Annotated in this window: 25 protein-coding genes; 12 read left to right on the top strand and 13 right to left on the bottom strand. The window is 66.4% G+C overall.

The window, feature by feature from the left end; translation table 11 throughout:
• Nucleotides 1–153: 153 nt before the first annotated feature.
• Nucleotides 154–1,365, bottom strand: a complete 1,212-nt coding sequence (arcA, locus tag G6N55_RS22915; RefSeq protein ID WP_085219772.1) for an arginine deiminase — start codon at nucleotides 1,363–1,365, stop codon at nucleotides 154–156.
• Between the two features lie 108 nt (nucleotides 1,366–1,473).
• On the opposite strand from arcA, the gene G6N55_RS22910 reads away from it, so the two are divergent.
• On the top strand, nucleotides 1,474–2,082 hold the full coding sequence (locus G6N55_RS22910) for an alpha-ketoglutarate-dependent dioxygenase AlkB (protein ID WP_179968097.1): 609 nt from the start codon (nucleotides 1,474–1,476) through the stop codon (nucleotides 2,080–2,082).
• Here G6N55_RS22910 and G6N55_RS22905 read toward each other — a convergent pair.
• The 8 genes from G6N55_RS22905 to G6N55_RS22870 all read right to left on the bottom strand — a co-directional run bounded on the left by G6N55_RS22905 (nucleotide 2,079) and on the right by G6N55_RS22870 (nucleotide 8,501).
• Nucleotides 2,079–2,738: a DUF5642 family protein gene (locus tag G6N55_RS22905; RefSeq protein WP_085219774.1), complete on the bottom strand. Its 660-nt coding sequence runs from the start codon at nucleotides 2,736–2,738 to the stop codon at nucleotides 2,079–2,081. The two genes, G6N55_RS22910 and G6N55_RS22905, sit on opposite strands and share 4 nt — an antisense overlap.
• Nucleotides 2,739–2,766: 28 nt before the next feature.
• Nucleotides 2,767–3,435, bottom strand: coding sequence for a DUF5642 family protein (locus G6N55_RS22900; RefSeq protein WP_085219775.1), 669 nt, complete (start codon nucleotides 3,433–3,435; stop codon nucleotides 2,767–2,769).
• 26 nt (nucleotides 3,436–3,461) lie between these two features.
• Complete coding sequence (locus tag G6N55_RS22895; protein WP_139826650.1) at nucleotides 3,462–4,442, bottom strand: GNAT family N-acetyltransferase; 981 nt, start codon at nucleotides 4,440–4,442, stop codon at nucleotides 3,462–3,464.
• A 127-nt stretch (nucleotides 4,443–4,569) separates the two neighbouring features.
• The gene (locus G6N55_RS22890) at nucleotides 4,570–5,094 is read right to left on the bottom strand and encodes a D-glycero-alpha-D-manno-heptose-1,7-bisphosphate 7-phosphatase (protein ID WP_085219777.1); all 525 of its coding nucleotides are present in this window, start codon (nucleotides 5,092–5,094) and stop codon (nucleotides 4,570–4,572) included.
• 2 nt (nucleotides 5,095–5,096) lie between these two features.
• The gene (locus tag G6N55_RS22885; RefSeq protein ID WP_179968096.1) at nucleotides 5,097–5,714 is read right to left on the bottom strand and encodes a D-sedoheptulose-7-phosphate isomerase; all 618 of its coding nucleotides are present in this window, start codon (nucleotides 5,712–5,714) and stop codon (nucleotides 5,097–5,099) included.
• Entirely contained in the window at nucleotides 5,702–6,718 is a 1,017-nt protein-coding gene (locus G6N55_RS22880) for a GHMP family kinase ATP-binding protein (protein WP_085219779.1), read from the bottom strand. The genes G6N55_RS22885 and G6N55_RS22880 overlap by 13 nt, the downstream gene beginning before the upstream one ends.
• A gap of 83 nt (nucleotides 6,719–6,801) precedes the next feature.
• Entirely contained in the window at nucleotides 6,802–7,509 is a 708-nt protein-coding gene (locus G6N55_RS22875; RefSeq protein WP_085219780.1) for a TIGR03943 family putative permease subunit, read from the bottom strand.
• Nucleotides 7,506–8,501, bottom strand: coding sequence for a permease (locus G6N55_RS22870; protein ID WP_085219781.1), 996 nt, complete (start codon nucleotides 8,499–8,501; stop codon nucleotides 7,506–7,508). Before G6N55_RS22870 ends, G6N55_RS22875 begins: the two co-directional genes overlap by 4 nt.
• A gap of 118 nt (nucleotides 8,502–8,619) precedes the next feature.
• Between G6N55_RS22870 and G6N55_RS22865 the strand changes: the two genes are divergently transcribed.
• Entirely contained in the window at nucleotides 8,620–9,378 is a 759-nt protein-coding gene (locus G6N55_RS22865) for a class I SAM-dependent methyltransferase (RefSeq protein WP_085219782.1), read from the top strand.
• On the opposite strand, the gene G6N55_RS22860 is transcribed toward G6N55_RS22865, so the two are convergent.
• Both G6N55_RS22860 and G6N55_RS22855 read right to left on the bottom strand, forming a co-directional pair.
• Nucleotides 9,375–9,626 carry a hypothetical protein gene (locus G6N55_RS22860; protein ID WP_085219783.1) on the bottom strand — a complete coding sequence of 84 codons (252 nt, stop codon included), beginning with the start codon at nucleotides 9,624–9,626 and terminating at the stop codon, nucleotides 9,375–9,377. The genes G6N55_RS22865 and G6N55_RS22860 overlap by 4 nt on opposite strands.
• 121 nt (nucleotides 9,627–9,747) lie before the next feature.
• The gene (locus tag G6N55_RS22855) at nucleotides 9,748–10,089 is read right to left on the bottom strand and encodes a metal-sensitive transcriptional regulator (protein ID WP_085219784.1); all 342 of its coding nucleotides are present in this window, start codon (nucleotides 10,087–10,089) and stop codon (nucleotides 9,748–9,750) included.
• A 199-nt stretch (nucleotides 10,090–10,288) separates the two neighbouring features.
• Here G6N55_RS22855 and G6N55_RS22850 point away from each other — a divergent pair, with 199 nt between their 5' ends.
• Nucleotides 10,289–10,453, top strand: a complete 165-nt coding sequence (locus tag G6N55_RS22850; RefSeq protein WP_372517596.1) for a hypothetical protein — start codon at nucleotides 10,289–10,291, stop codon at nucleotides 10,451–10,453.
• 4 nt (nucleotides 10,454–10,457) lie between these two features.
• Here the strand turns inward: G6N55_RS22850 and G6N55_RS22845 are convergent, their stop codons facing one another.
• Complete coding sequence (locus G6N55_RS22845; RefSeq protein ID WP_085219785.1) at nucleotides 10,458–10,811, bottom strand: ArsR/SmtB family transcription factor; 354 nt, start codon at nucleotides 10,809–10,811, stop codon at nucleotides 10,458–10,460.
• A 94-nt stretch (nucleotides 10,812–10,905) separates the two neighbouring features.
• Here G6N55_RS22845 and G6N55_RS22840 point away from each other — a divergent pair, with 94 nt between their 5' ends.
• The 8 genes from G6N55_RS22840 to G6N55_RS22805 all read left to right on the top strand — a co-directional run bounded on the left by G6N55_RS22840 (nucleotide 10,906) and on the right by G6N55_RS22805 (nucleotide 19,055).
• The gene (locus tag G6N55_RS22840; RefSeq protein ID WP_085219786.1) at nucleotides 10,906–12,846 is read left to right on the top strand and encodes a heavy metal translocating P-type ATPase; all 1,941 of its coding nucleotides are present in this window, start codon (nucleotides 10,906–10,908) and stop codon (nucleotides 12,844–12,846) included.
• Entirely contained in the window at nucleotides 12,843–13,688 is an 846-nt protein-coding gene (locus tag G6N55_RS22835; protein WP_085219787.1) for a mycofactocin-coupled SDR family oxidoreductase, read from the top strand. The genes G6N55_RS22840 and G6N55_RS22835 overlap by 4 nt, the downstream gene beginning before the upstream one ends.
• 130 nt (nucleotides 13,689–13,818) lie before the next feature.
• Complete coding sequence (locus tag G6N55_RS22830) at nucleotides 13,819–14,217, top strand: ArsR/SmtB family transcription factor (RefSeq protein WP_085219788.1); 399 nt, start codon at nucleotides 13,819–13,821, stop codon at nucleotides 14,215–14,217.
• Nucleotides 14,214–15,251: a cation diffusion facilitator family transporter gene (locus G6N55_RS22825; protein WP_085219789.1), complete on the top strand. Its 1,038-nt coding sequence runs from the start codon at nucleotides 14,214–14,216 to the stop codon at nucleotides 15,249–15,251. The genes G6N55_RS22830 and G6N55_RS22825 overlap by 4 nt, the downstream gene beginning before the upstream one ends.
• Nucleotides 15,252–15,338: 87 nt before the next feature.
• Nucleotides 15,339–16,445, top strand: coding sequence for a TIGR03857 family LLM class F420-dependent oxidoreductase (locus G6N55_RS22820; RefSeq protein ID WP_085219790.1), 1,107 nt, complete (start codon nucleotides 15,339–15,341; stop codon nucleotides 16,443–16,445).
• A complete protein-coding gene (locus G6N55_RS22815; RefSeq protein ID WP_163667464.1) occupies nucleotides 16,429–17,073 on the top strand; it encodes a TetR/AcrR family transcriptional regulator in 645 nt (214 codons plus the stop codon). The genes G6N55_RS22820 and G6N55_RS22815 overlap by 17 nt, the downstream gene beginning before the upstream one ends.
• A 101-nt stretch (nucleotides 17,074–17,174) precedes the next feature.
• Complete coding sequence (locus tag G6N55_RS22810) at nucleotides 17,175–17,795, top strand: alpha-ketoglutarate-dependent dioxygenase AlkB (RefSeq protein WP_085219792.1); 621 nt, start codon at nucleotides 17,175–17,177, stop codon at nucleotides 17,793–17,795.
• Between the two features lie 21 nt (nucleotides 17,796–17,816).
• Nucleotides 17,817–19,055: a thiolase family protein gene (locus G6N55_RS22805; RefSeq protein WP_085219793.1), complete on the top strand. Its 1,239-nt coding sequence runs from the start codon at nucleotides 17,817–17,819 to the stop codon at nucleotides 19,053–19,055.
• Nucleotides 19,056–19,062: 7 nt separating this feature from the next.
• Here G6N55_RS22805 and G6N55_RS22800 read toward each other — a convergent pair whose 3' ends face one another.
• Nucleotides 19,063–20,871: a molybdopterin-dependent oxidoreductase gene (locus G6N55_RS22800; protein ID WP_085219794.1), complete on the bottom strand. Its 1,809-nt coding sequence runs from the start codon at nucleotides 20,869–20,871 to the stop codon at nucleotides 19,063–19,065.
• Nucleotides 20,872–20,999: 128 nt separating this feature from the next.
• Here G6N55_RS22800 and G6N55_RS22795 point away from each other — a divergent pair, with 128 nt between their 5' ends.
• Nucleotides 21,000–22,532, top strand: coding sequence for a molybdopterin-dependent oxidoreductase (locus G6N55_RS22795; protein ID WP_085219795.1), 1,533 nt, complete (start codon nucleotides 21,000–21,002; stop codon nucleotides 22,530–22,532).
• Nucleotides 22,533–22,534: the final 2 nt, after the last annotated feature.

The raw sequence follows: 22,534 nt of genomic DNA, 5'->3' as shown, positions 1-22,534 counted from the left end.
TTTGGTTCATGGCCAGGGGGAAACGGGTTTTGGTTGCGTTGCTGCTCGCAGTCGCCGTCTCGACGACCTCGGTGAGCTGTCTACCTATCTCGACAGTCAACTGCCCCGCGGGCGGCGGCCCGATCGGCTGCTGATCAGCAGCTCGGCAAACCCTCACAGCGCGTCGCGCGCAACCGGGCAGGACATGCATCGCGGACCGCCGCGTCCGGTGCCCAGTTCGGAACCGGCGATCGTCAAGACCTCGATGCCCGCGTCCTGTAGCCGGGTGTTGGTCTGCACGTTGCGCTCGTAGGCGACGACGATGCCGGGGGCCAACGCCAACGTGTTGTTGCCGTCGTCCCACTGTTCGCGTTCGGCCACAACAGGATCCAAGCCGGTGTCGATGACGCGCAGCTTGTCGATACCCATCGCCTTGGCCGCCGCCTCCAAGAACGGGGCCTCATCGCTGATACTCACCCCGTCGGCCCCGCGCTGGATCGTGAACGCCGAAAGGTTGTCAACGATGTTCGCGTACATGACCACCGTGTCGGTGTCGACCATCGTGCACACCGTGTCCAGGTGCATCTGCGCGCGCTGTTGCGCGATCGGAACGGCCAACACGGTGTCCGCGAGCTCGTCGTCAAAGAGGCTGCGCGCCAACGCTTCCGCCCCGGCCGGCGTGGTCCGCTCCCCGACTCCGACCGCGACCACGCCGGGGGCGAGCAACAGCACGTCCCCGCCTTCGACGGGGGCGGATCTGGATTCGTAGGCCTTGCGCACCCCGGTGAACCGCGGGTGGTGGGCATAGATCAGGTCGGTCAGCGACGTCTCGCGCACCCGGGCCCGCAGCGCCAGCGACGGGATCACCACCCGCTGCCCGATCCAGATCGACGAGTCACGGGTGAACACCAGGTTCGGCAGCGGGTCGATCACGAAGTCTCCGCCGTGGTGCATGCGAAGCACCAGCGACACGTCGGTCCGGGTGTCGGCGGGCAGCTCGTTGAACGTCATGCCGGCCATCAGCACGTGCGCCAGCTTGGCCGGGTCAAGGCCACGAAGATAGGCCGAAAGCTCTTGCGCCAGTGGCACTCCGAGCCGTCGCGCGTCGACGGCGGCCGCAACCCCCTGCATCCGGGCAGCTCCGCTGTGGTTGAGTGCCTCGGTCAGCAGGTCGGACAGCAGCAGCACCTCCACGCCGCGGGAACGCAACAGCTCGGTGAACTGGTCGTGCTCGTCCTGCGCGCGGTCGACCCACGGCAGCCCGTCGAACAGCAGCTGATCGTTGTTGCGCGGGTTGAGCCGCCGCAACTCGGCGCCGGGACGGTGCAGGATCGCCACCCGCAGCGCGCCCACCTCGGAATTGGTGCCCAGCTCGATCACACCCACAACTAAACCGTAGCCGCGCGAAACGGGACCGTCGCGTCATACCCGGGGCCACCCTGGTGGCCCGGCGAGTCCGGATCAATCGAACGGATGTGCGATAAACTGTGCCGCGTGGGAACCGCGGTACAGGGCTCGCTTTTCGAGCACACCCAGCGACGACAACTCGGCGACGGCGCCTTCATCGAGATCCGCGCCGGTTGGCTCAGCGACGATCCCCGCGGTGCGCAAGACCTGCTCGACGAGCTCTTGTCGACGGTCCCGTGGCGGGCCGAGCGCCGCCAGATGTACGACCGCGTGGTCGACGTGCCGCGGCTGGTGAGTTTTCACGACCTGACCGTCGAGGAGCCGCCCCACCCGTTGCTGGCGCGGCTGCGGCGGCGGCTCAACGACATCTACGCGGGCGAGCTCGGCGAGCCCTTCACCACGATCGGGTTGTGCTGTTACCGCGACGGCGCCGACAGCGTCGCGTGGCACGGCGACACGATCGGCCGCAGCAGCACCGAGGACACCATGGTGGCGATCATCAGTCTCGGCGCCACGCGGACGTTCGCGATGCGCCGGCGCGGCGGCGGGCCGTCGCTGCGGCTGCCCCAGGCGCATGGCGACCTGCTGGTGATGGGCGGATCCTGCCAGCGCACCTGGGAGCACGCGGTGCCGAAGACGGCGATTCGCAAGGGCCCGCGCGTCAGCATCCAGTTCCGCCCGCGCGACGTGCGCTAGGACGCGCGGATCGCGGCCACCGCCTTGACGAGCAGGTCGCGAGCCCGCTGCGTGTCCACCTTGGCGACCGGCTGGTCCGGGACGACGAGCGGGTTGGCAATCACGATCACCTGGTAGTCGCCGAACTGCGCGGAGTAGTCGTACAGCTCGCCGGTGCGAGGACCTCCTGCGACCAGCGCCTGCAGCACCCGATGCACGCCGAACGTGTGCGCCCCGTCGATGCTCGGGGCGTCGATGACCTCGAGGCCGCCGCGTACCCCGGTCCCGGCGAACGCGACCTTGGTGCAGTCCTTGCCCGGGTCGTTGACGGGCAGCGGTTTGGACGTCTCCACCGCGATGACGACGTACCGGTCGCCGTTACCCTCGGCGGACACCGCGGCCATGTTGCCCTGCACGTCCGGCGGCATCTCGGGCCCCGACGCCAACTTCGCGCAGTTGGCGGGGTCGAACTTCAACCCCTCGGGCAGCTTGCGGGCGGACAGCAGCTTGGGATCGATCGCACGTTCCGAAATGTCGGTGACCTTGAACTCGGGCCCAAAGTTCGACTTCACCCCGACGACCTTGGCGATGTCGGCATTTGTCGCGGCGGTCGTGGCATTCGACGAACAACCGGCGAGCACACAGACGGCCGCGATCGCGCATACCAGCTTGGACACCGTGGCTAATCTACCCAAAGCCCGACCCTCAGCTGCGCAACGTGGACACCGTTTTGACCAGCAGATCGGCGGCGAATTGCGGCGGCAGTGCCGGCAGCGCCGAGCCCGGATCGGTGGTCACCGTGGTGAACGCGTAGAAGCCGCCCAGATACGCGATGAATGTGTATGCCCGCGAATCGATTTCGGTCCCCGCCTCGACGGCGGATTTGATGTCGACGACCATGCCGACGGTTTGTGCATCGTCGATGTGCGGAGGGTCGGTGAGCCGGACGCTGGCGGTGGTGTGCGCGGCGGTCATGGCCCACTGGCCGCAGGCGTCGACGACGTCCTGGTCCAGGTCAACGTCTGGCAAAGCCACCACCGCCACATTGATGATGCCGCCCGGACCCGACGCGGACAGGCCCTGCGCCGATTGGTCGCGTCCCTTGCCGGGGTCGGCGAGTGCGGCACACGACGCGGGCTTGGATGTCGCGTCGGGGTCAAGACCCCAGATCACCCGTGGCGAGACCGCGCTCGGGATGTTGGGGGTGGCCTCGTAGTGGGGTGGCAGGTCGCGAACCACCCGCTTGATGTTGGCGGGGTTGACGGCGGTGCCATGCGCCGACGGTGACGGCGTGGCCGGCGGCCGGCGTGCGGGCACGTGTGAGCATGCGACCAGCAACACCATGAGCACCGCGCCAAACCAGAACGGCCGCATTCCCGTTGATATCACGAGATACCGGATCAGCCGAGCGCCTCGATCACCCGACGGGCGACGCGTTTGATCTCGTCGGCCAACTCACGTTTGATGCCCAGGTCGCGGCGGTGCGGCACCTCGATCACGGTGGTGATGACCCCGATGTCTTCGCGCTGCCAGATCGCGCCGTAGCGGTCCATGATCGTGCGCATCGGCAGGTTGTCGGAAAGCATTCGTGCGGAAAACCTTTCGACTCCGTCGACCTTGGCGGCGATCGACAGCGCGCCGATCAGGAAGCTCCCGATCCCCCGGCCCTGGTAGGCGTCGGCGACGGTGAACGCGATCTCGGCGACCGTCGGGTCGTGTTCGTCGCGAACAAAGCGCGCGTCGGCCACCGGGTCGTCGCCGTCGGTCACCACCCAGACGAAGTGGTCGACGTAGTCGACCTCGGACAGGTAGTGCATCAAGGCCGGAGACGGCAGCCGAGCCGTCATGAACCGCCGGTACAGCGTCTCGCTGGAGAACTGGATGTGACCGTGCACGGTCCGCACGTCGTCACCGGGCAGCACCGGGCGCAGCAGCAGATGGGTGCCGTCGCGCATCCGGATCGGGATGGGCGTGATGAACGCGGCCAGCCGTTGGCGCACCATCCGCAGTAGCCGGGGCATGATGCCCGGGATGTGCACCAGCCGGGTGAATGCGTCGTTGTCGCCGATCCAGCCGGTCAACGGCTCGAGGGTGGTGACGGTCGCGATCCGGGGGCTGTCGCGCAGCAGGGCGATCTCTCCGATGATCGCACCGGCGGCCGTCTCGCCGATCGACACCGCGCCGTCGACACCGACGTGTCTGATCTCGGCGGTGCCCGAGGAGATGAGCAGGAACGACACGGCCTGCTCGCCCTGCTGCATCAGGACCTGTCCGGCCGCGGCGCGCAGCGGCTGCAGGCTGGCCGCCAACGGCTCCAAGTCTTCGATGGCGCATCCCTCGAAGATGTCCATCGCGGCGAGTTCTTCCGACCGCGCACCCATCAATTCGGCCACGGCGGCCCATCTTGCGGTCCGATTGGCTCAGGTTATGGCGTCGGCGGTGTATGCAGCAACAACTTATGCGTACCTTTTGCGCTCGCGCTGGTGGTCCGGTCGATCGTTGCGCGGTTCAGGCGAGGATGAGCCGTACGGCGGCGGCGAGGTCGTCGACGACAACGTCGGCATCACCTCCGTCACCGGCGCGCAGCAGCACGGTCGTGGCGCCGGCCGCTCGGCCCGCCGCGACGTCGGCGTCGCTGTCGCCGACCATCACCGACTCGGCCAGATCGAAGCCGTACTCCGCAGCCGCGCGAATCAACATGCCGGCCAACGGTTTACGACAGTCACAGCTGTTCGCCGCGTGCGGGCAGTGATAGGCCGCATCGAGGCGGGCGCCCCGCTCGGCGAGCAGTTCTCGCAGCCGGTCCTGGATGGCATCGAAATGCGCTGGGTCGGCGGACGGTTCGGACAGCCAGCGCTGGTTGGTCACCAGGACCGTGCGCAGGCCGGCCGCATTCAGCGCGGCGATCGCCTCGGCCGCGCCGGGCAGCAGCACCAATTCCGCGGGCGATCGGATGTATTCGCCCTCGGCGGCCTTGACATTGATGGTCCCGTCGCGGTCCAGAAAGACGGTGCGGACGTTCGCCCAACCCATCGTCAGGACGGTCGCGGGAACAGGGCGGCTTCGACCATTTCGCAAATGGTGTGGCCCAGGTGCAGGCACGCTTCCTGAATCCGGCCGGTGTCCGCGCTGGGCACCCTGATGCAGATCTCGGCCACGTCGGCAACCTTGCCGCCGCGGGCGCCGGTGAGCGTCACGGTCTTCATCCCGGCCTGACCGGCCGCCTCGAGCGCGCGCACCACATTGGGTGAGTTGCCCGACGTGGTCAGCCCGACCACCACGTCTCCGGCCCGGCCGGCGGCCAGCACCTGGCGGGCGAATACCTCGTCGTAGGAGTAGTCGTTGCCGATCGCCGTGATCGCCGCCGTCGCGTCCGGCAGGCTGATCGCGGCCAGCCCGGGACGGTCGAAGGCGAAGCGGCCCATCAGCTCGGCGGCCAGGTGTCCCGCATCTTGGGCGGAGCCGCCGTTGCCGAAGAAGATCACCTTTCGGTCGGCGCGCAGCGCGTCGATGATGACCCGCGCCACCTCGACGGTCTGCGCCGCGAATTCCCCGGATTGCATCTGCTGCTTGACGGCGATCGTGTCCGCCAGCCTTGCCTGGACCGTCTCCACACTGGGTGCAACGACATCCGACGTGCTCATGCCTGCCATGTGGTCAATCCCTTGCTCTCGAAAGCGAATTCGGTGATGGCGGCACCCGCACCCTCGAGAGCCTCGATGAGGCGGTGCTTCTTGGTGAAGTCGCAGAACAACAGGATGTAGCCACCACCGCCGGCGCCGGTGATCTTGCCGCCGAGCGCGCCGCTCCGCAACGCGAGCTCGTACAGCTCGTCGATGCGTGCGTTGGTGATGTAGGGCGACATCCGCTTCTTCTGGGTCCACGCCTCGCCCAGCAGGGCGCCGAAGTCGTTCAGCTTGCCCGTCAGGAGCGCGGCCTTCATGGCCACCGCCAGTTCCTTCTGGGCTCGCAGTCCGGCGAGGGTGTCGTCGGCACCCGTGGTCGCGCGGCGTGTTTGGTCTTCGATCACTCGTGCGGAGTCCCGCGTGATGCCCGTGTAGCAGAGCAGCAGGCTGAGCTCGAGCTCGAAGGCGGTCTCGTCGCGGATGCGCAGCGGGTTGACGATCACCCGGTCGCTGAACTCGATGAAATTGAATCCGCCGAATGTCGCCGCGTACATGTCCTGCATACCGCCGGCGATGCCGAGGTCGTCGCGTTCGATCGCACAGGCCAGCTGCGCGGTCTCGTACTCGCCCATCGGCGCCCGGTAGTGCTCGGCGAGCAGGCCGGTGAGCGCGACCATCATCGTCGACGACGAGCCGAGTCCGGATCCGGGCGGCGCGCTCGAACGCAGCACCAGGTCGTAACCGTCCGTACCGTCGCGGCCGAACCGCCGCACCGCCGCTTTGATCAGGTCGAGACTGCCGTCGTAGAGGATCTCGCTGTCGAGCGTCATTTCGTGAGTGGTCTTGAAGTCCACCGACTCGATGGTGACCTTGCGATCGGTACGCGGAGTCAGCGATCCATAGGCGTAGCGGTCGATGGTCGCCGACAGCACACAGCCGCCTTCGAGCGCGGGGAAGGGTGGGACGTCGGTGCCGCCGCCGGCGAACGAAATCCGCAGCGGCGCACGGGCGCGGATTCGTGGGCGCGTCATCCAGAGTCTCTTCCGACGTGATTCGCTGCGCTGGGCCGACGCGAGCCTAACAGGCTAACCAGCGGGTTTGTCGTTCTTTGGGCCTACGCGTAGGGGTTGGCCGGCGCGGGGACGGGCGTGACCGAGACGGCCCGCAGGGTCGGGATCGGCGGCGTGTGCGGTTGGCGCTCGGCCGGTGTCACCACGCCTTCCACCCGCAGCCAGGTGTTGTCCGGGAATCCGAAGGTGCTGGCGCCGTCGTGATCGCGCAGATGGATGCGGGCCAGTTGGGCGTCGGCCGCACAACAGATGATGACGATGCGGGCGAGGTCGACGCCGCCGGGTTCGTGAAGGGCGAAGCCGGTGACCGTGATCAGCCGGTTGTCCAGCGACCCCGTGCTGTCGTTGGCTGACCGCACCACCGCCTCCGCCAGCGAGAGCTCCGGCGCCCGTCCCGGCGGTAGCGGCGGAAATGCCACGCGCAGAACATTATTGGAGACGTTGGTCACCGACCCGGTCGCGGCTTGGGGCCGCAACGCGGGGGGCGTCACAAAGCACAGCACCACGATGGGCACGGCGAGCAGCCACACCACGCCGCCGCGGTGGGCATGCCCGTCTTCGGGATCACGGCCGCCGCGACGCACGTCGCCGGCGATGGACACCAGCGCGAGCCCGATCAGCAACGCGGCGGTGAGCACCAGCCACGGCAGCAGCGAGGGCTTGACGTAGCGGGTGAACACGCCGGTGGCCAGGATCAGCGCGATGCTCAGGCCGACCAGCAGCAGGATCGTGTTCTCGGTTTCGCGCCTCATCGCGAACCGCCCAGCAGCAGCACGCCGACTCCGGTGGCCACCGCGGTGGCCACCACCAAAGTCGCGGGGGCAAAACGGGTGGCGAACGCGCGCCCGAACATGCCGGATTGCATGGCCAGCAGCTTGACGTCGACGGCGGGCCCGACCACCAGGAACACCAGCCGCGGCACCAGCGGAACCATCGTCAGGCTCGACGCCACGAACGCGTCGGCTTCCGAGCACACCGCCAGGGTGACGGCCAGCACGGCCATCACGACGACGCCGAGAACCAAATGCGCGCCGACGTTTTCGAAGATCCACGGCGGCACCAGAACATGCAGGGCCGCCGCGGCGGCGGCTCCCACCACGAGGTAGGCCGCGGCCTGCAGAAAGTCGTGCCGGGCCACTTCGCAGAACAGCAGCCACTTCGACTGCGCCCCCGAACCGTGCGACTCGTGCGGCGGGAGCCGGCGGGTGATCCACTCGGTACGGCCCCACCGCGACCACGCCCAGCCCATCACCACCGCGGTCAGCAGCGACGCGGCGACCCTGGCGATGACCATCTTCGGCTGACCCGGGAAGGCGACGGCCGTCGCGACCACCACGACGGGGTTGATGGCGGGCGCGGCGAGCATGAACGTCAACGCCGCCGCTCCTGCGGCCCCGCCGTCGCCGAAGAGCCGGCGCGCCACCGGCACCGAGCCGCACTCACATCCGGGCAGCGCGGCCCCGGCGACACCGGCAGCCAGCACAGCGGCCGCGGGCCGGCGCGGCAGCCAGCGCACCAGCCGCTCGGGCGGCACGAACACCGCGATCAATCCGCTGACCACCACACCCAAGCCCAGGAAGGGCAGGGCCTGGACGAAGACGCCGCAGAACACCGTGCCCGCGGTGGCCAATGCGTCGCTGTTCGCGACGACGGCGCGCAGCCACGTCCCCGCGATCGCGAACCCCACCAAACCGAAGACCAGGACTTCCATTGACCCGAAACGCGGTCGGCGCTCGGCCCTCATCTATCGCACCCGGCCTGAAATCCCATGACCATTGATGAAAATGATTATCACTGTGACGAGCCCGGCGCACGCACCCGGGCCCCCGCGCGGCGGCGCGGTCCACTAGCGTCGGAACACAATGAGCCAGGATCCGGTCGAATTGACCCGCGGCCTCATGAGCCGGACCGCCGAGCTGCGACGCGGTTTTCTCGACGTGTTGGGCGAATCGACCGGCGCGCCGGTTCCAACCGTTGCGCAGCGCGCCATGAACAGCCCGTTCGTCGCGACCGTCTACGAGCGATTGTGGCGCCCGACCGCCTTCTACGCGGCCAGCGGGCTGACGCACCGGGCCGAACAGCGCCGCGCGGCGTCGGCGCTGCATCTACCGGACGCACACAGGTTGCTCGATGTCGCTTGTGGCCCAGGCAATTTCACCGCTCCCCTGGCCGCCGTATTGCCGGACGCCGGCCTGGCGGTCGGATTCGATATCTCCGAATCGATGCTGACGCGGGCTGTCGCCGACAACAGTGGGCCGCAAACCTGCTATGTCCGCGGCGATGCCCGCATGTTGCCGTTCGACGACGAAACCTTTGACGCCGTTTGCTGTTTCGGTGCGCTGTACCTGATGCCCGAGCCGTTCCGGGTGGCCGGCGAGATGGTGCGCGTGCTGCGGCCCGGCGGTCGGATCGCGATCCTGACCAGCTATGCCCCCGAAGCGGCCGCGGTGCGGCATCTGATGACCGTGGCCGCGCGCAGCATCGGGCTCACGGTGTTCGGCCGGCACGCCTTCATCGACCTGTTCTCGTCGGCCGGGCTCGTCGACATCGAACAGCAGACGCAGCGCGCGGTGCAGTTCGTCGTCGCGGCTAAGCCGGCGGCAACGGCCCAGGAGGCCTAGGACGCCGCCTTGCCGACGCCGAGAATGCGGACGACCGGCGTGCCCTCTTCGCACTCCAGGACCCAGGGATCGCCACCGTTGACGGGCTCGGAGGTGAGCCTGAACGTGATGGGCAAGCCGGCCCGATGCGACCTCTGCGTGCATTCGACCTGGAACAGCCGGTAGTCGCCGTCTTCGCCGATGGCCAGCGAGAAGCCCGGCTCGACGGATTCGACCGGGACCTTCTGCAGGTAGTACTCGATACTCATCTCCACCACATTAGAGCCGATACCGTATCTAATCCCATCCCGAAACACGGTCTTATCAAATGTTCAGCTAAATTTCTCCGACCAGGTCGAACACCCAGGCTGGTGAGGCATCGACGACGGCTCACGGTGTACGGGCGCGCATCGCCTCGTCGGCGGCCGTGCCGTTCAAGCAAGCATCCGGTCCGGTCAATGCGGGACTGAACTTGAGAGCATCGACGAGCTCGTCGATGGCTCCTGCTCCCCGTCCGTCCAGCACCGCCTCGGAGAAGCAGGTTTCCAAGTGGTTGTGCAACATGACCCTGTTCGTGCGCTCCAGCGCCGACTGCGTCGCGGAAATCTGCTTCATGACGTCCACGCAGTACGCGTCGGTTTCGAGCATCCGGATTATCGCGTCGAGATGACCTCGAACGGTCTTGAGCCGATTGAGCGCCGAACGCTTTTTGGCCGTCAGCTCCTGAGTCATCGTCGCCTCCTTCCGGGCGCCCAACAGCGCGGTTGAACTCGTCAACAATCAGCCTACCCCACCCCTCCCCGGGAGGGGTAGCATGGCTCGCAATTGATCTGTCCACCACACCAGGAGGTTCGACCAGAGCGCCGAAGTCATGTGTATGAGCGGCAGTCTCCCCACGCTGTTCAGACACGCGAACGGCTACCGTCGCCAATTGACCTTCACCGCAAACGGTGTCGTGGCCGAAGAAACCGCCGACGATCCTGTGCTCACCCAAGCCATTCGGGCGCACGCCCTGGAAATCAGCGGGTTCGTCCGCGACGGAATGCCGCCGATGATGCGGGGAATGATGGGGCCGCCGATGATGGGCGCCCACTAAGTCGCTACGCCGTCGTATCGGTCGCGCCGAGACGCAAGTGCTCGATGTGGTAGACGGCCTCGTCGAGCAATTGAGCGACGTGATTGTCATAGAGGCGGTAGACGATGTTGCGGCCGTTGCGGTCACCAGCGACCAGTCCGAGGGCTCGAAGCAGCCGCAACTGGTGAGACACCGCCGGCTGTTCCATGCCGACGGCCGTCGACAGCTCGCCGACCGAGCACGGGGATTGGCGCAGCCTGGTCAGGATCATCAGCCGATTGGGTGACGCCAAGGCTTGCAGCGTCTCGGCGATCTTGACCGCGGACACCGAGTCGAGCGTCGCCGGTGGCCTCACCCTGCCGCCGACTCCGTGTCCCATCTCTCAATTGAAGCACGCACCTACAAACTGATATGACATATGTAGAGCTTTACATGTATACATAGATGGCTGTGTTGACGCGGGAGGGGCTTCGATGACTTGCACCACCGTGCAGCCGACGCACGCGCCATCGGTACGGCGGTCGAGCGTCTCGGGTCTGTGGTCGGTCGCATCGGTCCGGTTGGCGACCGTCGCCGTGGTCCTGTTTGTGGCCGGACTCGCGGCCCAGCTACTCGACGCTCCTTCGTGGAGTTGGTGGGTTTTCTACCTGGCGTGCTACCTCATCGGCGGCTGGTCGCCCGCCTGGGAAGGCTTGCAGGCGTTGCGTTCTCGCACGCTCGACGTTGATCTGCTGATGGTGGTCGCCGCCGTTGGCGCCGTGAGCATCGGCCAGATCTTTGACGGGGCGCTGCTGATCGTCATTTTCGCCACGTCGGGCGCATTGGAAGACGCGGCGACCAAGCGCACCGAGGATTCGGTCACGGGGTTGCTTGACCTCGCACCCGATCGCGCGGTCCGCATCGATGCCGACGGGGTCGAAGAATCGGTCAACGCGGCCGACCTTCGCGTCGGTGACCGTGTCATCGTGCGCCCCGGTGAACGCTTCTGCGCCGACGGTGTCGTCGTCGATGGTGCGTCAGATGTCGACCAATCGTCGGTGACCGGGGAGCCGATTCCGGTCGCCAAGGCAGGCGATGACGAGGTATTCGCCGGAACCCTCAATGGTGCTGGGGCACTACGCATTCGCGTCACCAAGGACCCGTCCGACACCGTCGTTGCCCGCATCGTTGCCCTGGTCGCGGAGGCATCGGCGACCAAAGCCAAGACGCAACTGTTCATCGAAAAGGTCGAGCAGCGCTATTCCGTGGGCGTTGTCGCGGCGACCCTCGCCCTGTTCGCGGTGCCCCTGCTGCTCGGGGCGCAACTACAGTCGACGCTGCTTCGGGCGATGACGTTCATGATCGTGGCGTCGCCGTGCGCGGTGGTGTTGGCCACCATGCCGCCGCTGCTCTCGGCGATCGCCAACGCCGGACGCCACGGTGTCCTGGTCAAGTCGGCGGTCGCGATGGAGCACCTTGCGGATACCACCGCGGTCACCATCGACAAGACCGGCACCCTGACGACCGGGACACCGCAACTGACCAGCATCACGGTGATCGACGATCGCTACTCGGACGACGACGTGCTGCGAATAGCTGCCGGCGCAGAGCAATTCAGCGAGCATCCACTTGGGCGCGCGGTCGCGGCCGCCGCCCACGCACGGGGCCTCGCCGTTGCCGAAGCCACCGAATTCCAGGCCCTGCCCGGTCGCGGCGTGCGCGCGCGCGTCGCGGAACGGACGATCGAAGTGCTGAGCCCGCGCGCATTTCACAGCAATCCGGTCGCGGCGAGCAACCTCGAACGCCGGGGCACGACGGCCGTGCTCGTCACCGTCGACGCAGCGCCGGTGGGTGTTCTCGGACTGGACGACACTGTGCGCGAAGGAACCGACGCGGTGGTCCGCGCCGTCACCGCGATCACGTCCAGCCCGCCGACCCTGCTCACCGGCGATACCCGGCCGGCAGCGGAGCATCTGGCCGCGCAGGTCGGGATCACCGATGTTCGCGCCGACCTGCTGCCCGACGACAAGGTCGCCGCCGTACGTCAGCTCGAGGCCGACGGCCATCGGGTGTTGTTTGTCGGCGACGGCATCAATGACGCACCCGCCATGGCCGCGGCGCACTCGTCGATCGCCATGGGCCGCAATGGATCCGATCTCACCCTGGAAACCGCCGACGCCGTCGCCGTCCGCGACGAACTCGCCACGATTCCCGCAGTCATTGCGCTGGCCCGTCGTGCGCGCCGCGTCGTCATCGCCAATTTGGCCATCGCGGCGACATTCATCACCGGCCTCGTCGTGTGGGACTTACTCGGCCACCTGCCGCTGCCCCTCGGCGTGGCCGGCCACGAAGGTTCGACAATCATCGTCGCGCTCAACGGATTGCGACTCCTGAGCGGGCGGGCCTGGCGGTCAGCGATATCGTGTCCACCATGACAAACGCCGTTGGCAGGGTGGCCGGCAAGGTCGCATTCATCACGGGTGCTGCGCGCGGGCAGGGCCGAGAACACGCCGTCCGCTTGGCCGAGGAAGGCGCCGACATCATCGCCGTCGACCTGTGCGGCGATGTCGAAGGTGTCATCTATCCGGGGGCGACTGAGGCCGACCTCGACGAAACCGCGGCGCTGGTCGATAAGTCGGGAAGGCGCATCGTGACCGCCAAGGCCGATGTCAGGGATCTCGCAAGTCTTCGCGAAGCGTTACAGCGGGGAGTCGACGAGTTGGGCCGGCCCGATGTGGTGATCGCCAATGCCGGCATCAGCGGCAGCCCCGCGCCCGCCGCGCTGATCGAAGAGGCTGCCTGGAAGACGATGCTCGATATCAACCTCACCGGGGTCTTTCACACCATCAAGGTGGCGGTGCCACACATGTCCGACGGCCGTGGCGGATCCATCATCCTGGTGAGTTCCATGTTGGGTCTGCGTGGTGGCGGGTACATGGCGCACTACGCCTCGGCGAAGCACGGCGTTGTCGGCTTGATGAACTCACTCGCGAATGAGCTTGCACCGCAGTTGATTCGCGTCAACTCGATCCACCCGGGCAACATACGGACGCCGATGATCGACAACGAGCAGTTCCACCGCACGCTGCGACCGGACCTGCCCCACCCCACCATGGACGACACCGCCGCCGTGCTCGGCCACTTCCATATGCTTCCGGTGCCGGTGATCGAGGCACGCGCCGTCAGCAACGCCGTGCTGTTCCTCGCTTCCGACGAGGCGCAGTACATCACCGGGGCAGCGTTGCCGATCGATGCGGGAGCCGTCGCGAAGTTCTAACGAACCGCGCCCGTCACACAAGTAACGTCCGCGAACCAATAGCCGGTTCGCGGATGCGATATCCCATCCGAAAGTCGCCCAATGGTCGCTCGAGAAGGCGCCGCGCGGGTCTTTAAGCTACTATCTACGTATGAATGCAGATACTGCTGCAGCACCCCTCGCCGAGGATCAGGTAGGCCTGATCGTCGAGGTCTTCCGAATGTTGGCCGACCACACCCGTATTCGGGTGTTGTGGGCGCTGACAGAGGGCGAGTCGTCGGTCAACGACCTCGCCGAAAAGGTGGATAAGCCCGCGCCGTCGGTGTCCCAGCACCTGGCGAAACTGCGCATGGCGCGGCTGGTACGCACCCGCCGCTCCGGCACCACGATCTTCTACAGCCTGGAGAACGAACACGTCCGCCAGTTGGTCATCGATGCGGTGTTCAATGCCGAGCACGCCGGTCCCGGTGTGCCGTCCCACCACCGCGGTGACCCGAACGTGCGGGGCATCTCAACCGGTCCCCGGCCCCGAAAGGCCAACGCGCGATGAACGATCACGACCACTCCCACGATCACGGCCACGATCACCCGAAGGGATTGCGGGGCGCGATCCGGGAGATCTTCGCGCCGCATTCCCACGACGCTGCGGACAGCTTTGACAGCGAGCTGGAATCCAGCGCCGACGGGATCCGCGCGGTCAAGATCAGCCTGCTGGTCCTGGGCGCGACCGCCGGCGCGCAGATCGTCGTCGTGGTCCTCTCCGGCTCCATCGCGCTGGCCGCCGACACCATCCACAACTTCTCCGACGCAATGACCGCCGTGCCGCTGTGGATCGCGTTTTCGTTGAGCACCAAGGCCGCAACCCGCCGCTACACCTACGGCTTCGGCCGGGCTGAAGACTTGGCCGGACTGTTCGTGGTCGCGATGATCACGCTGTCGGCGATCATCGCCGGGTATGAGGCCGTTGAGCGGCTGATCAATCCGCGGCCCATCGAGCACGTCGGCTGGGTCGCGTTGGCCGGAGTCGTCGGGTTCATCGGAAACGAATGGGTGGCGCTGTATCGCATTCGGGTCGGACGCCGCATCGGTTCGGCCGCGCTGGTCGCCGACGGGTTGCACGCGCGCACCGACGGCTTTACCTCGCTGGCGGTGCTGATCGGCGCGGGCGGCGTGGCTTTGGGCTTCCCGCTTGCCGATCCGATCGTCGGCCTGGTGATTACGGTGGCGATCCTGGCCGTGCTGCGCACCGCGGTGCGAGATGTGTTCCGCCGGCTGATGGACGGTGTCGATCCGTCGTTCATCGATGCTGCCGAGGCCGCGCTCGCCGCCCGACCGGGTGTGCGTTCGGTGCGCAGCATGCGGATGCGCTGGATCGGGCACCGGCTGCACGCCGACGCCGAACTCGACATCGACCCCGCTCTGAGTTTGTCTGCGGCACATCAGATTGCACACGAATCCGAACACGATCTCATTCATGCCGTGCCCAAACTGACCACCGCGATGATTCACGCCTATCCGGCCGGCGGAACCAACGCGGCCCAGGAACATCGCGATAGCACCGCGTCACACAGCCATCACCACTGAGCGGCAACTTATTCGTGCGCTATACGAAAATGCACGTTTCGGTATAGCATACGGAAAACTCCGTTCGGACGTGAGAAGAGAAAGACTATGAGCCTCGACACCGCCCTGCCCCCCGTCGCCGAGGACATGAGCGCGTTCGTCATCGCCGGCGCTGTCACGTCGCAGCAAGAGGATTCGAAGTTCGACACCGTCTCACGGACTCCGGCGCAAGGCATCCAGGACGGCGTCGATGCGGAGCGGTTGGGCTTCCGACGGGTCTGGCTGTCCGAGCGCATCGACATCAAGTGGGCCGACGTGATCCTGTCCGGTATCGCGGCGCGGACCTCGCGGTTGGAAGTCGGAACGGGCGTCATCGACCCGACCACCCGGCATCCGTGGACCGCCGCGGCATTTGGGGCGACGATGCAGGCGTGCTACGGCGAGCGCTTCAACATGGGGCTGGGACGCGGCGACAACGGTTACTTCAAGGGCACCGGCATCAAGATGGCGACGTTTCGCCAGATGCACGACTATGTCGATATCCTGCGAAACCTCTGGGACGGCAAGCATGTCCAGTACGACGGGCCCGTCGGCACCTTTGAGGATCTGTCGTTCGCCGAGACGTATCACGGTGCGCCGCCCCCGATTTGGTTCGGCGGCTTCTGCGGGCCGAAGGGCGCCGAGTTCGCGGCGGCCAAGTCCGACGGCGTTATCCTGATCCCGATGATGAACCCGACGGCAGTGGCTGCCGCCAAGCAACGCATCGTGGATGCCTGCGAACGCGTGGGCCGGGACCCCGCCGACATCCGAATCGCCGCACTGGTCGTCACCGCCCCCGACCTCGACGACTTCGAGGCACGCGCGATCTCGAGCGGGCGGATGGTGACGTATCTGCAGTATCCCGGTTACGGCGAGCAGCTTTGCAACGCCAACGGCTGGGATCTGGGCCTGCTCGACAAGATCCGTAACCACAAGCTCTTCGAGGGCATCAAGCAGGTCGCGGATCGCGAGTTTCAGCGCCACCAGATGATGGATGTCGCCGGCTTGATTCCCGACGAATACATCTGGGACTGCAGCGCGATCGGCACGGTCGCCGAATGCGTGACCAATCTGCAGCGGTTCATCGACGCCGGGGCCGACGAGATCGTGACCTATGGGTCGACGCCGGCGCAGAACGCCGGGTTGGTGGCTGCGTGGCGTGACCGAGCCAGCTGAGACCGGCGGGCAGCGCCGGCCCGGCAGGCCGTCGCTGCTCACCAGCGAACGCGTCGCCCGAGCGGCCTTCGAACTCGTCGACACCGAAGGTGCTGCGGCGCTGACGATTGCGCGGCTCGCCCGCGAACTCGGAGTCGGGCCCATGACCATCTACGGCTATGCCGAGTCCAAGGACGCGATCCTGGCCATGCTTCCGGACCTGCTCCTGGAGAATCTGCCGGCACTGGACATGCGGCGGGCCTGGGACACCGCGCTGGAGAAGGTTTTCCTCGCCATCTACCGCAGGTTCCTCGATCACCGCAACGTCACCCAGGCGATCGCCGAGCTACCGGTATTCGGTCATGCGCAGGCCAAGATCATCGAGCAGGTGCTGCATTGTCTCGACAAGGCCGGTTTCTGTGCCGACGAGGCCTTCGTGCTGCAGCGCACTCTTGCGACCTACACCCTGGGATTCGCGTTGTTCGCGATTGTCGAGACCGAGGCCGGGGCCGATCGGCCGCGCTCCACGTGGATCCATCTGCTCGATAAGTCCGAGTTCCCCTATCTGACAAAGGTTTCGGGTCGGATGGGCGCCGACGTAACCGAGCACCAATACCTTGCCGGTCTGCGCAGGATCCTGGGGCGCTGACTACCGCGGCCATCTTCGGCAATTAAGTCCCGGGTAGGTCGGACTATTTCGTCGGCTTTCGCCGTTGTCTACGGAGTTCGCTGCGATACAAGGAGGCGCCGATGACGCACGCCTACCAGCCGACGCTGTTCGGTGACGACGAAAACCTGCCTCCCGCAATCGATATCGACGCGTTTGACGCTGCCACCGAACACCGGCTCGACGAGCACTCATGGATCACCCACGTGCCGGGTTTCCTTGTTGGACACCGGCGGCTGCTCGACGAGCCGGCCACCCTGGACGTGTGGGAACAACGTCGGCGCTGGATGTACGAACGGATGGTCGACGAACCCCGGCTGACCGGCGAATACGTCGACCTGACCGCCGCGCCCGCGCTGCTGGCAGAGCTGGCCGCCACGCTCGGCGAGCGACTCGGCGTGCCGTACGACCGGATCTGGATGAACTGGTACCGAGACCACCACGACGGCACCGGCTGGCACGCCGACCGTCCGGCGCACAAGGCGCCGACGGCGATCGTTCCTGTGCTGAGCCTTGGCGCGCCTCGTCGATTCCTGGTCCGCCCCAGCGGCGGCGGCCCCAGCACGGTGTTCACGCCGGCGGGCGGAGACCTGATCCTCATGCAGGGTCGTTGCCAGCGTGACTGGCAGCATTGTGTGCCCAAGCAGAAAGCCCCGGCCGGTGGGCGGATGAGCCTAAACTTGTCCAGCGTCAGCCAGTCCTGACGATTATCTGAAAGGTCAACGATGACTGAGGCATACGTCCTAGGTGGAGTGCGCACCCCGTTCACCCGCTATGGCGGCACGCTATCCGGTATCCGCACCGACGAGTTGCTCGGCATGACCATGAAAGGCGCCTGCGAGCGGGTCGGTGTGCCTTTGCACGCCGTAGAGGACATCGTCGCCGGCTGCGTGAATCCCGCGCACGAGGGAATGGGCGACATCGCCCGCTGGGCAGCGCTGGCGGTGGGATTCCCCGACAGCGTCGCCGGGGCAACCCTCAATCGGTACTGCGGATCGTCGCTCAGCGCGCTGGTCAGCGTCAGCCATGCCATCAAGGCCGGCGACTTGGGCGTCGGGATCGCCGGCGGCGTCGAATCGATGTCGCGGTCGGGGTGGGCGCTGATGAAAGGCGACGCACCGTTTAGTCCGCGCGGCCCGGTGCTCATGCTCGACACCATGTGGTCGGGCGCCGGCGGTCCGCCCAACCCGGCCCTGCTTGCCCGCAACGCCTACATCAGCATGATCGAGACCGCGCAAAACGTCGCCGACCGGTACTCGCTGAGCCGCGAGGAGATCGACGCTTTCGCGCTGCGGTCCCAACAGCACGCCAAGGCCGCACGCGACCGCGGCCGGTTCGCCAAGGAGATCATGAGCGTGCCGATCCCCGCGACGAAGAAGACCCCCGCGCGGCTGTCCGAGCACGACGAATTCATCCGCGACGACACCACGGCCGAAACACTCGCCGCCCTGCCCGTCCAACCCGGCACCACCCAGATGACGGCGGCCAACTCCACTCCACTGACCGACGGTGCGAGCGCGGTCGTCGTCGCCTCCGGTGAGAGAGCCGCCGAACTCGGGGTAGCACCACTGGCCCGGGTGGTGTCCAGCGCGGTATACGGGATCGACCCGCTCATCATGGGACTCGCCCCGGCGTGGGCCATTCCGATGGCGATCCGCCGGGCAGGTCTGACGCCCGAGCAGATCGACATCTGGGAAGTCCATGAGGCATTCAGCGCTCAGGCGCTCGGCGTCTTGCGCGAATTGCCCAACCAGCTAGGCGGTTTCGTGATTCCGGACGACAAGCTGACACCCAACGGCGGCGCCGTCGCGATAGGACATCCGTTCGGCGCCACCGGAACTCGCTATGTGCTCACCCTGGCGACCGAACTGCAGGAGCGCGGCGCCCGCTACGGCGTCATCGGAGTGTGCATCGGGTCGGGCCAAGGTGTGGCCGTCGTGCTGGAAAACCCCAGCGCCGCATAGCGAACCGTCAGATCGGCATTCGATACCCGTAAAACTCGTGGTCTTCGTTGTATCCGCCTTGCCCGAACCCGAGGTGGTCGAAGCTATCCACGAACTCGATCGCCTCGATCCACTTGACCTGCTTGAAGCCGATCTCGCGCTCATTTCGCAGCCGCAGCGGCGCACCGTGGGCCTCGTTGAGCGGCTGGCCGTTCATTTCGTAGGCAAGCAGACACGTCGGTTCACGCATGTGGCCGATCTTGTGGCAGTCGTAATACCGACCTTCTAGTGCCCCGCCGGCCCCTTCCGCGAAGGAGTAGAACACCACCCAACGCGCCGTCGGCAGCGGGTGCACAATATCGAGGATGTCGGACATGCGAACGCCGCCCCATTTGGCAACACCGGACCACCCTTGGATGCAGTAATGCTGGGTGATCTTTTCATGCTTGGGTAGCGCGCGAAGATCGTTGTAGGACAGCGAAACCGAGTTCTCCACGAGCCCCTCGATACGGAGCGAATAGTTCTTCCAATTGTCCGCTTGCAAACGACGGTAATCATCGGAGGTCGGTAGCGTGCCGTTGGGCCAGAGGTACGGGGAGATGTCTTTTTCCGAATAGGAGGCGTTGGGATGAAGTAGTTCCATCGCGTCCTTCAACCATCCGACCGTCCAGCGACCGACCACCTGGACCACCCCGGGATAGCGGAGCGTGACGGGAGTGGCACTCAACCACAGGGCGATGATGACGACCATCGCCACGACGTAAATCAGCAGGGGCCAATACGATTTGGTGTCGGTGCCCAAGACGATGTGGTTCAGGTTCCCCACCAGTCCGGTGGTGAACACCATCACCGTGTGGACGAAGATGAAAAACACCATCCACACCAGAACCGCGAAATGGGCGGTCCGCGCGACCTGCCGATTCAGAACACCCCGGCCGAAGCCGAACCGGGCGGCAATCGCGGGCGCCTGCAGCAGGCCGGTGACGAAAGCCAGTGGGGCAGCGACGAAGACGGTGGTGAAGTAGGCGATGATCTGCATCCCGTTGTAGTTCGTAAAACCGACATTGGCCGGGAAATCAAGGGATGCGTACTGAACCGCCGTGGACAGAGCATTGGGCAAGACATCCCATGATCGCGGGACGATTCGCCGCCATTGGCCAGTCGAGAACAGTAGTACGTAAAAGACGATGCCATTGACCAGCCATAGGAGATCGAAGCTGAAGTGCCACCACCGCGCCAGCCCGATCGTGTGGCGTATGCCGGGAATGCCCAGCCATTTCGGAAGGGCAACCGCATCATCTTTCGCCGTCCACACACGCGCCGCGTCCTCTTGATCCATGCGGTCCGACGGCACCGGGTCGCGCATTCTGAACCATTCGGTTCCGGGGCGGCAGCCCGAATTGAGATACAGCCGCGGATGATCGGCGAGAATCTGCAGCCCCGCCCGGATGATGAACATCATGAAGATGATGTTGAACAGGTGCTGCCAACGCAGCCATGCCGGAAATCCGGAGGTGACGGGCGCCGCATAGGTCGTCGACGTTCCCGGATAGGTCTCGAGGAAGCTTTGCATCCAGCCGTACTGACGAAGCTGCTGCGCCAGCGCGACGGCGACCAGGAGGCCGGCCACCCCGATCGGTATCAGCCACAGCGTGCTGAGCCAGCGACGGCCGACCCGAACGGCGGGGACCCGCGCCGATTCCTGCGCTATCCCGCCGGCCCAGTCTTCGAGGTCGACGGAACGTTTCAGCACCGGCGGACGCCCACGTTGGTCAAGCAATGACTCCAGGCGAGCGGGGGGAGCCGGGCCTCGATCAGCCTGCGGATTGTCGGTCATGCCGTGTCCCCTCCACTTCTCGCGCTGAGACCATTTCGATCAGACCGTCTCCACCCCCCACCCGACAAGTTACGTCTCGACCGGGATTTACGCAGCTGAACGCGCTCGCGCCGCAGTAGGGTGACTCGATGGCCGTCGCCCCGTCGAATGAGCGGATGATCGCCGGGGTCTCCGCCGCGGCCGTCTCGCTCGGAGTAGCCGAGCTGGTGGACATTCCGTTCGGCGCGCGGGCCAATGCGCGTGCCGCGATCGGGTCGGTGATCGTCGACCTGACTCCAGGCACCGTCAAGGAGTGGGCGATCCAGACCCTGGGCTCCCTGGACAAAGTCTTCCTGGCTATCGTGGTGCTCGTGGTGATCGCTACGATCGCCGCGATCGCCGGGAGCCTCGAAACTCGGCGACGCCCATTCGGCAGCGCCGTGATCGCCGCGGCGGGTGTCCTCGGATGCATCGCGGTGCTATCGCGGGGGCATACAACGTTGGTCGACACGATCCCCACCGTTGCGGGAGCTGCCTGCGGCGTCGCGGTCCTGCGTTTGCTGACCCGCCGGTTCTGGCCGGCAGAACCAGCCGACGGCGCCGACGACGAGCCGGACGCGCGCAGGCGCACGCTGATCGTGTTCGGGTTGCTCGGATTCGGCGTGGTGAGCGGCGTGGTCGGTGCGGTCGTGACGCGGTTGGCGCATTCGGTGGCCGGCGACCGCAACACCTTCGCGCTCCCCCGCCCGCGCACGCCGGCTCCCCCGATACCCGCCGATGTGCAGCCGAAAAACGTTGCACTACCCAGCTTTATCACCCCGAGCGCGGACTTCTACCGGGTGGATACCGCGCTGAGCATTCCTCAACTCAGCCACGGCGACTGGCGGCTGCGCATCCACGGCAAGGTGAACCGCGAAGCCACCTACAGCTTCGACGACCTCGCCCACTTCGACGTCGTCGAGATGGTGACAACGTTGACCTGCGTTTCGAATCCCGTTGGAGGAAAACTGATCTCGACGGGCGTTTGGACGGGCTACCGGATGGCCGACCTGCTCGCGGCGGCCGGTGTGCACGCGGACGCCGACATGGTGCTCTCCACGTCGATCGACGGATTCACCGCGGGCACGCCCGTGGAGGCCCTCACCGATGGCCGCGAGGCGCTTCTCGCGGTGGGTCTCAACGGTCAGCCGCTGCCGATCGAGCATGGCTACCCGGCCCGGCTGGTGGTACCGGGTCTCTACGGCTATGTGTCCGCGACCAAATGGGTCGTTGACCTGGAGCTGACCCGTTTCGACCAAGCAAAGGCGTACTGGACGCGGTTCGGCTGGGCCGCGCGGGCGCCCATCAAGACCGAGTCGCGCATCGACGTGCCGAGAGACGGTCAGAAATTACCGGACGGGCCAGTCGTATTCGGCGGTGTCGCGTGGGCACAGAATCGTGGGGTGCGGACCGTGGAGGTTCGCATCGACGACGGCGGGTGGCAGCCCGCCGAAATGGGAGCGAGCTATTCCGGGGCGACGTGGCGATTGTGGAGCTTCGGTTGGCAGGCTAAAACGCCCGGGAACCACACCATCACGGTGCGCGCCACCGACGACACCGGAGCTACCCAAACCGCAGATCGGGTGGGCAGCGTCCCCGACGGCGCCACCGGATGGCACACGGTGGACTTCACCGTGGCGTAGAC

Source organism: Mycobacterium florentinum, from assembly GCF_010730355.1.
Taxonomy (GTDB): Bacteria; Actinomycetota; Actinomycetes; order Mycobacteriales; family Mycobacteriaceae; genus Mycobacterium; species Mycobacterium florentinum.
Note: the sequence above shows the minus strand (reverse complement) of the source record. Positions and strands in the feature narration are given on the sequence as shown.

Bases quoted from the DNA above. Each gene is read 5' to 3' on its own strand.
- G6N55_RS22900 (WP_085219775.1), bottom strand. From the start codon at position 3,435: ATGCGGCCGTTCTGGTTTGGCGCGGTGCTCATGGTGTTGCTGGTCGCA.
- G6N55_RS22895 (WP_139826650.1), bottom strand. From the start codon at position 4,442: ATGGGTGCGCGGTCGGAAGAACTCGCCGCGATGGACATCTTCGAGGGA.
- G6N55_RS22890 (WP_085219777.1), bottom strand. From the start codon at position 5,094: ATGGGTTGGGCGAACGTCCGCACCGTCTTTCTGGACCGCGACGGGACC.
- G6N55_RS22885 (WP_179968096.1), bottom strand. From the start codon at position 5,714: ATGGCAGGCATGAGCACGTCGGATGTCGTTGCACCCAGTGTGGAGACG.
- G6N55_RS22880 (WP_085219779.1), bottom strand. From the start codon at position 6,718: ATGACGCGCCCACGAATCCGCGCCCGTGCGCCGCTGCGGATTTCGTTC.
- G6N55_RS22875 (WP_085219780.1), bottom strand. From the start codon at position 7,509: ATGAGGCGCGAAACCGAGAACACGATCCTGCTGCTGGTCGGCCTGAGC.
- G6N55_RS22870 (WP_085219781.1), bottom strand. From the start codon at position 8,501: ATGAGGGCCGAGCGCCGACCGCGTTTCGGGTCAATGGAAGTCCTGGTC.
- G6N55_RS22865 (WP_085219782.1), top strand. From the start codon at position 8,620: ATGAGCCAGGATCCGGTCGAATTGACCCGCGGCCTCATGAGCCGGACC.
- G6N55_RS22860 (WP_085219783.1), bottom strand. From the start codon at position 9,626: ATGAGTATCGAGTACTACCTGCAGAAGGTCCCGGTCGAATCCGTCGAG.
- G6N55_RS22855 (WP_085219784.1), bottom strand. From the start codon at position 10,089: ATGACTCAGGAGCTGACGGCCAAAAAGCGTTCGGCGCTCAATCGGCTC.
- G6N55_RS22845 (WP_085219785.1), bottom strand. From the start codon at position 10,811: ATGGGACACGGAGTCGGCGGCAGGGTGAGGCCACCGGCGACGCTCGAC.
- G6N55_RS22840 (WP_085219786.1), top strand. From the start codon at position 10,906: ATGACTTGCACCACCGTGCAGCCGACGCACGCGCCATCGGTACGGCGG.
- G6N55_RS22835 (WP_085219787.1), top strand. From the start codon at position 12,843: ATGACAAACGCCGTTGGCAGGGTGGCCGGCAAGGTCGCATTCATCACG.
- G6N55_RS22830 (WP_085219788.1), top strand. From the start codon at position 13,819: ATGAATGCAGATACTGCTGCAGCACCCCTCGCCGAGGATCAGGTAGGC.
- G6N55_RS22825 (WP_085219789.1), top strand. From the start codon at position 14,214: ATGAACGATCACGACCACTCCCACGATCACGGCCACGATCACCCGAAG.
- G6N55_RS22820 (WP_085219790.1), top strand. From the start codon at position 15,339: ATGAGCCTCGACACCGCCCTGCCCCCCGTCGCCGAGGACATGAGCGCG.
- G6N55_RS22810 (WP_085219792.1), top strand. From the start codon at position 17,175: ATGACGCACGCCTACCAGCCGACGCTGTTCGGTGACGACGAAAACCTG.
- G6N55_RS22805 (WP_085219793.1), top strand. From the start codon at position 17,817: ATGACTGAGGCATACGTCCTAGGTGGAGTGCGCACCCCGTTCACCCGC.
- G6N55_RS22800 (WP_085219794.1), bottom strand. From the start codon at position 20,871: ATGACCGACAATCCGCAGGCTGATCGAGGCCCGGCTCCCCCCGCTCGC.
- G6N55_RS22795 (WP_085219795.1), top strand. From the start codon at position 21,000: ATGGCCGTCGCCCCGTCGAATGAGCGGATGATCGCCGGGGTCTCCGCC.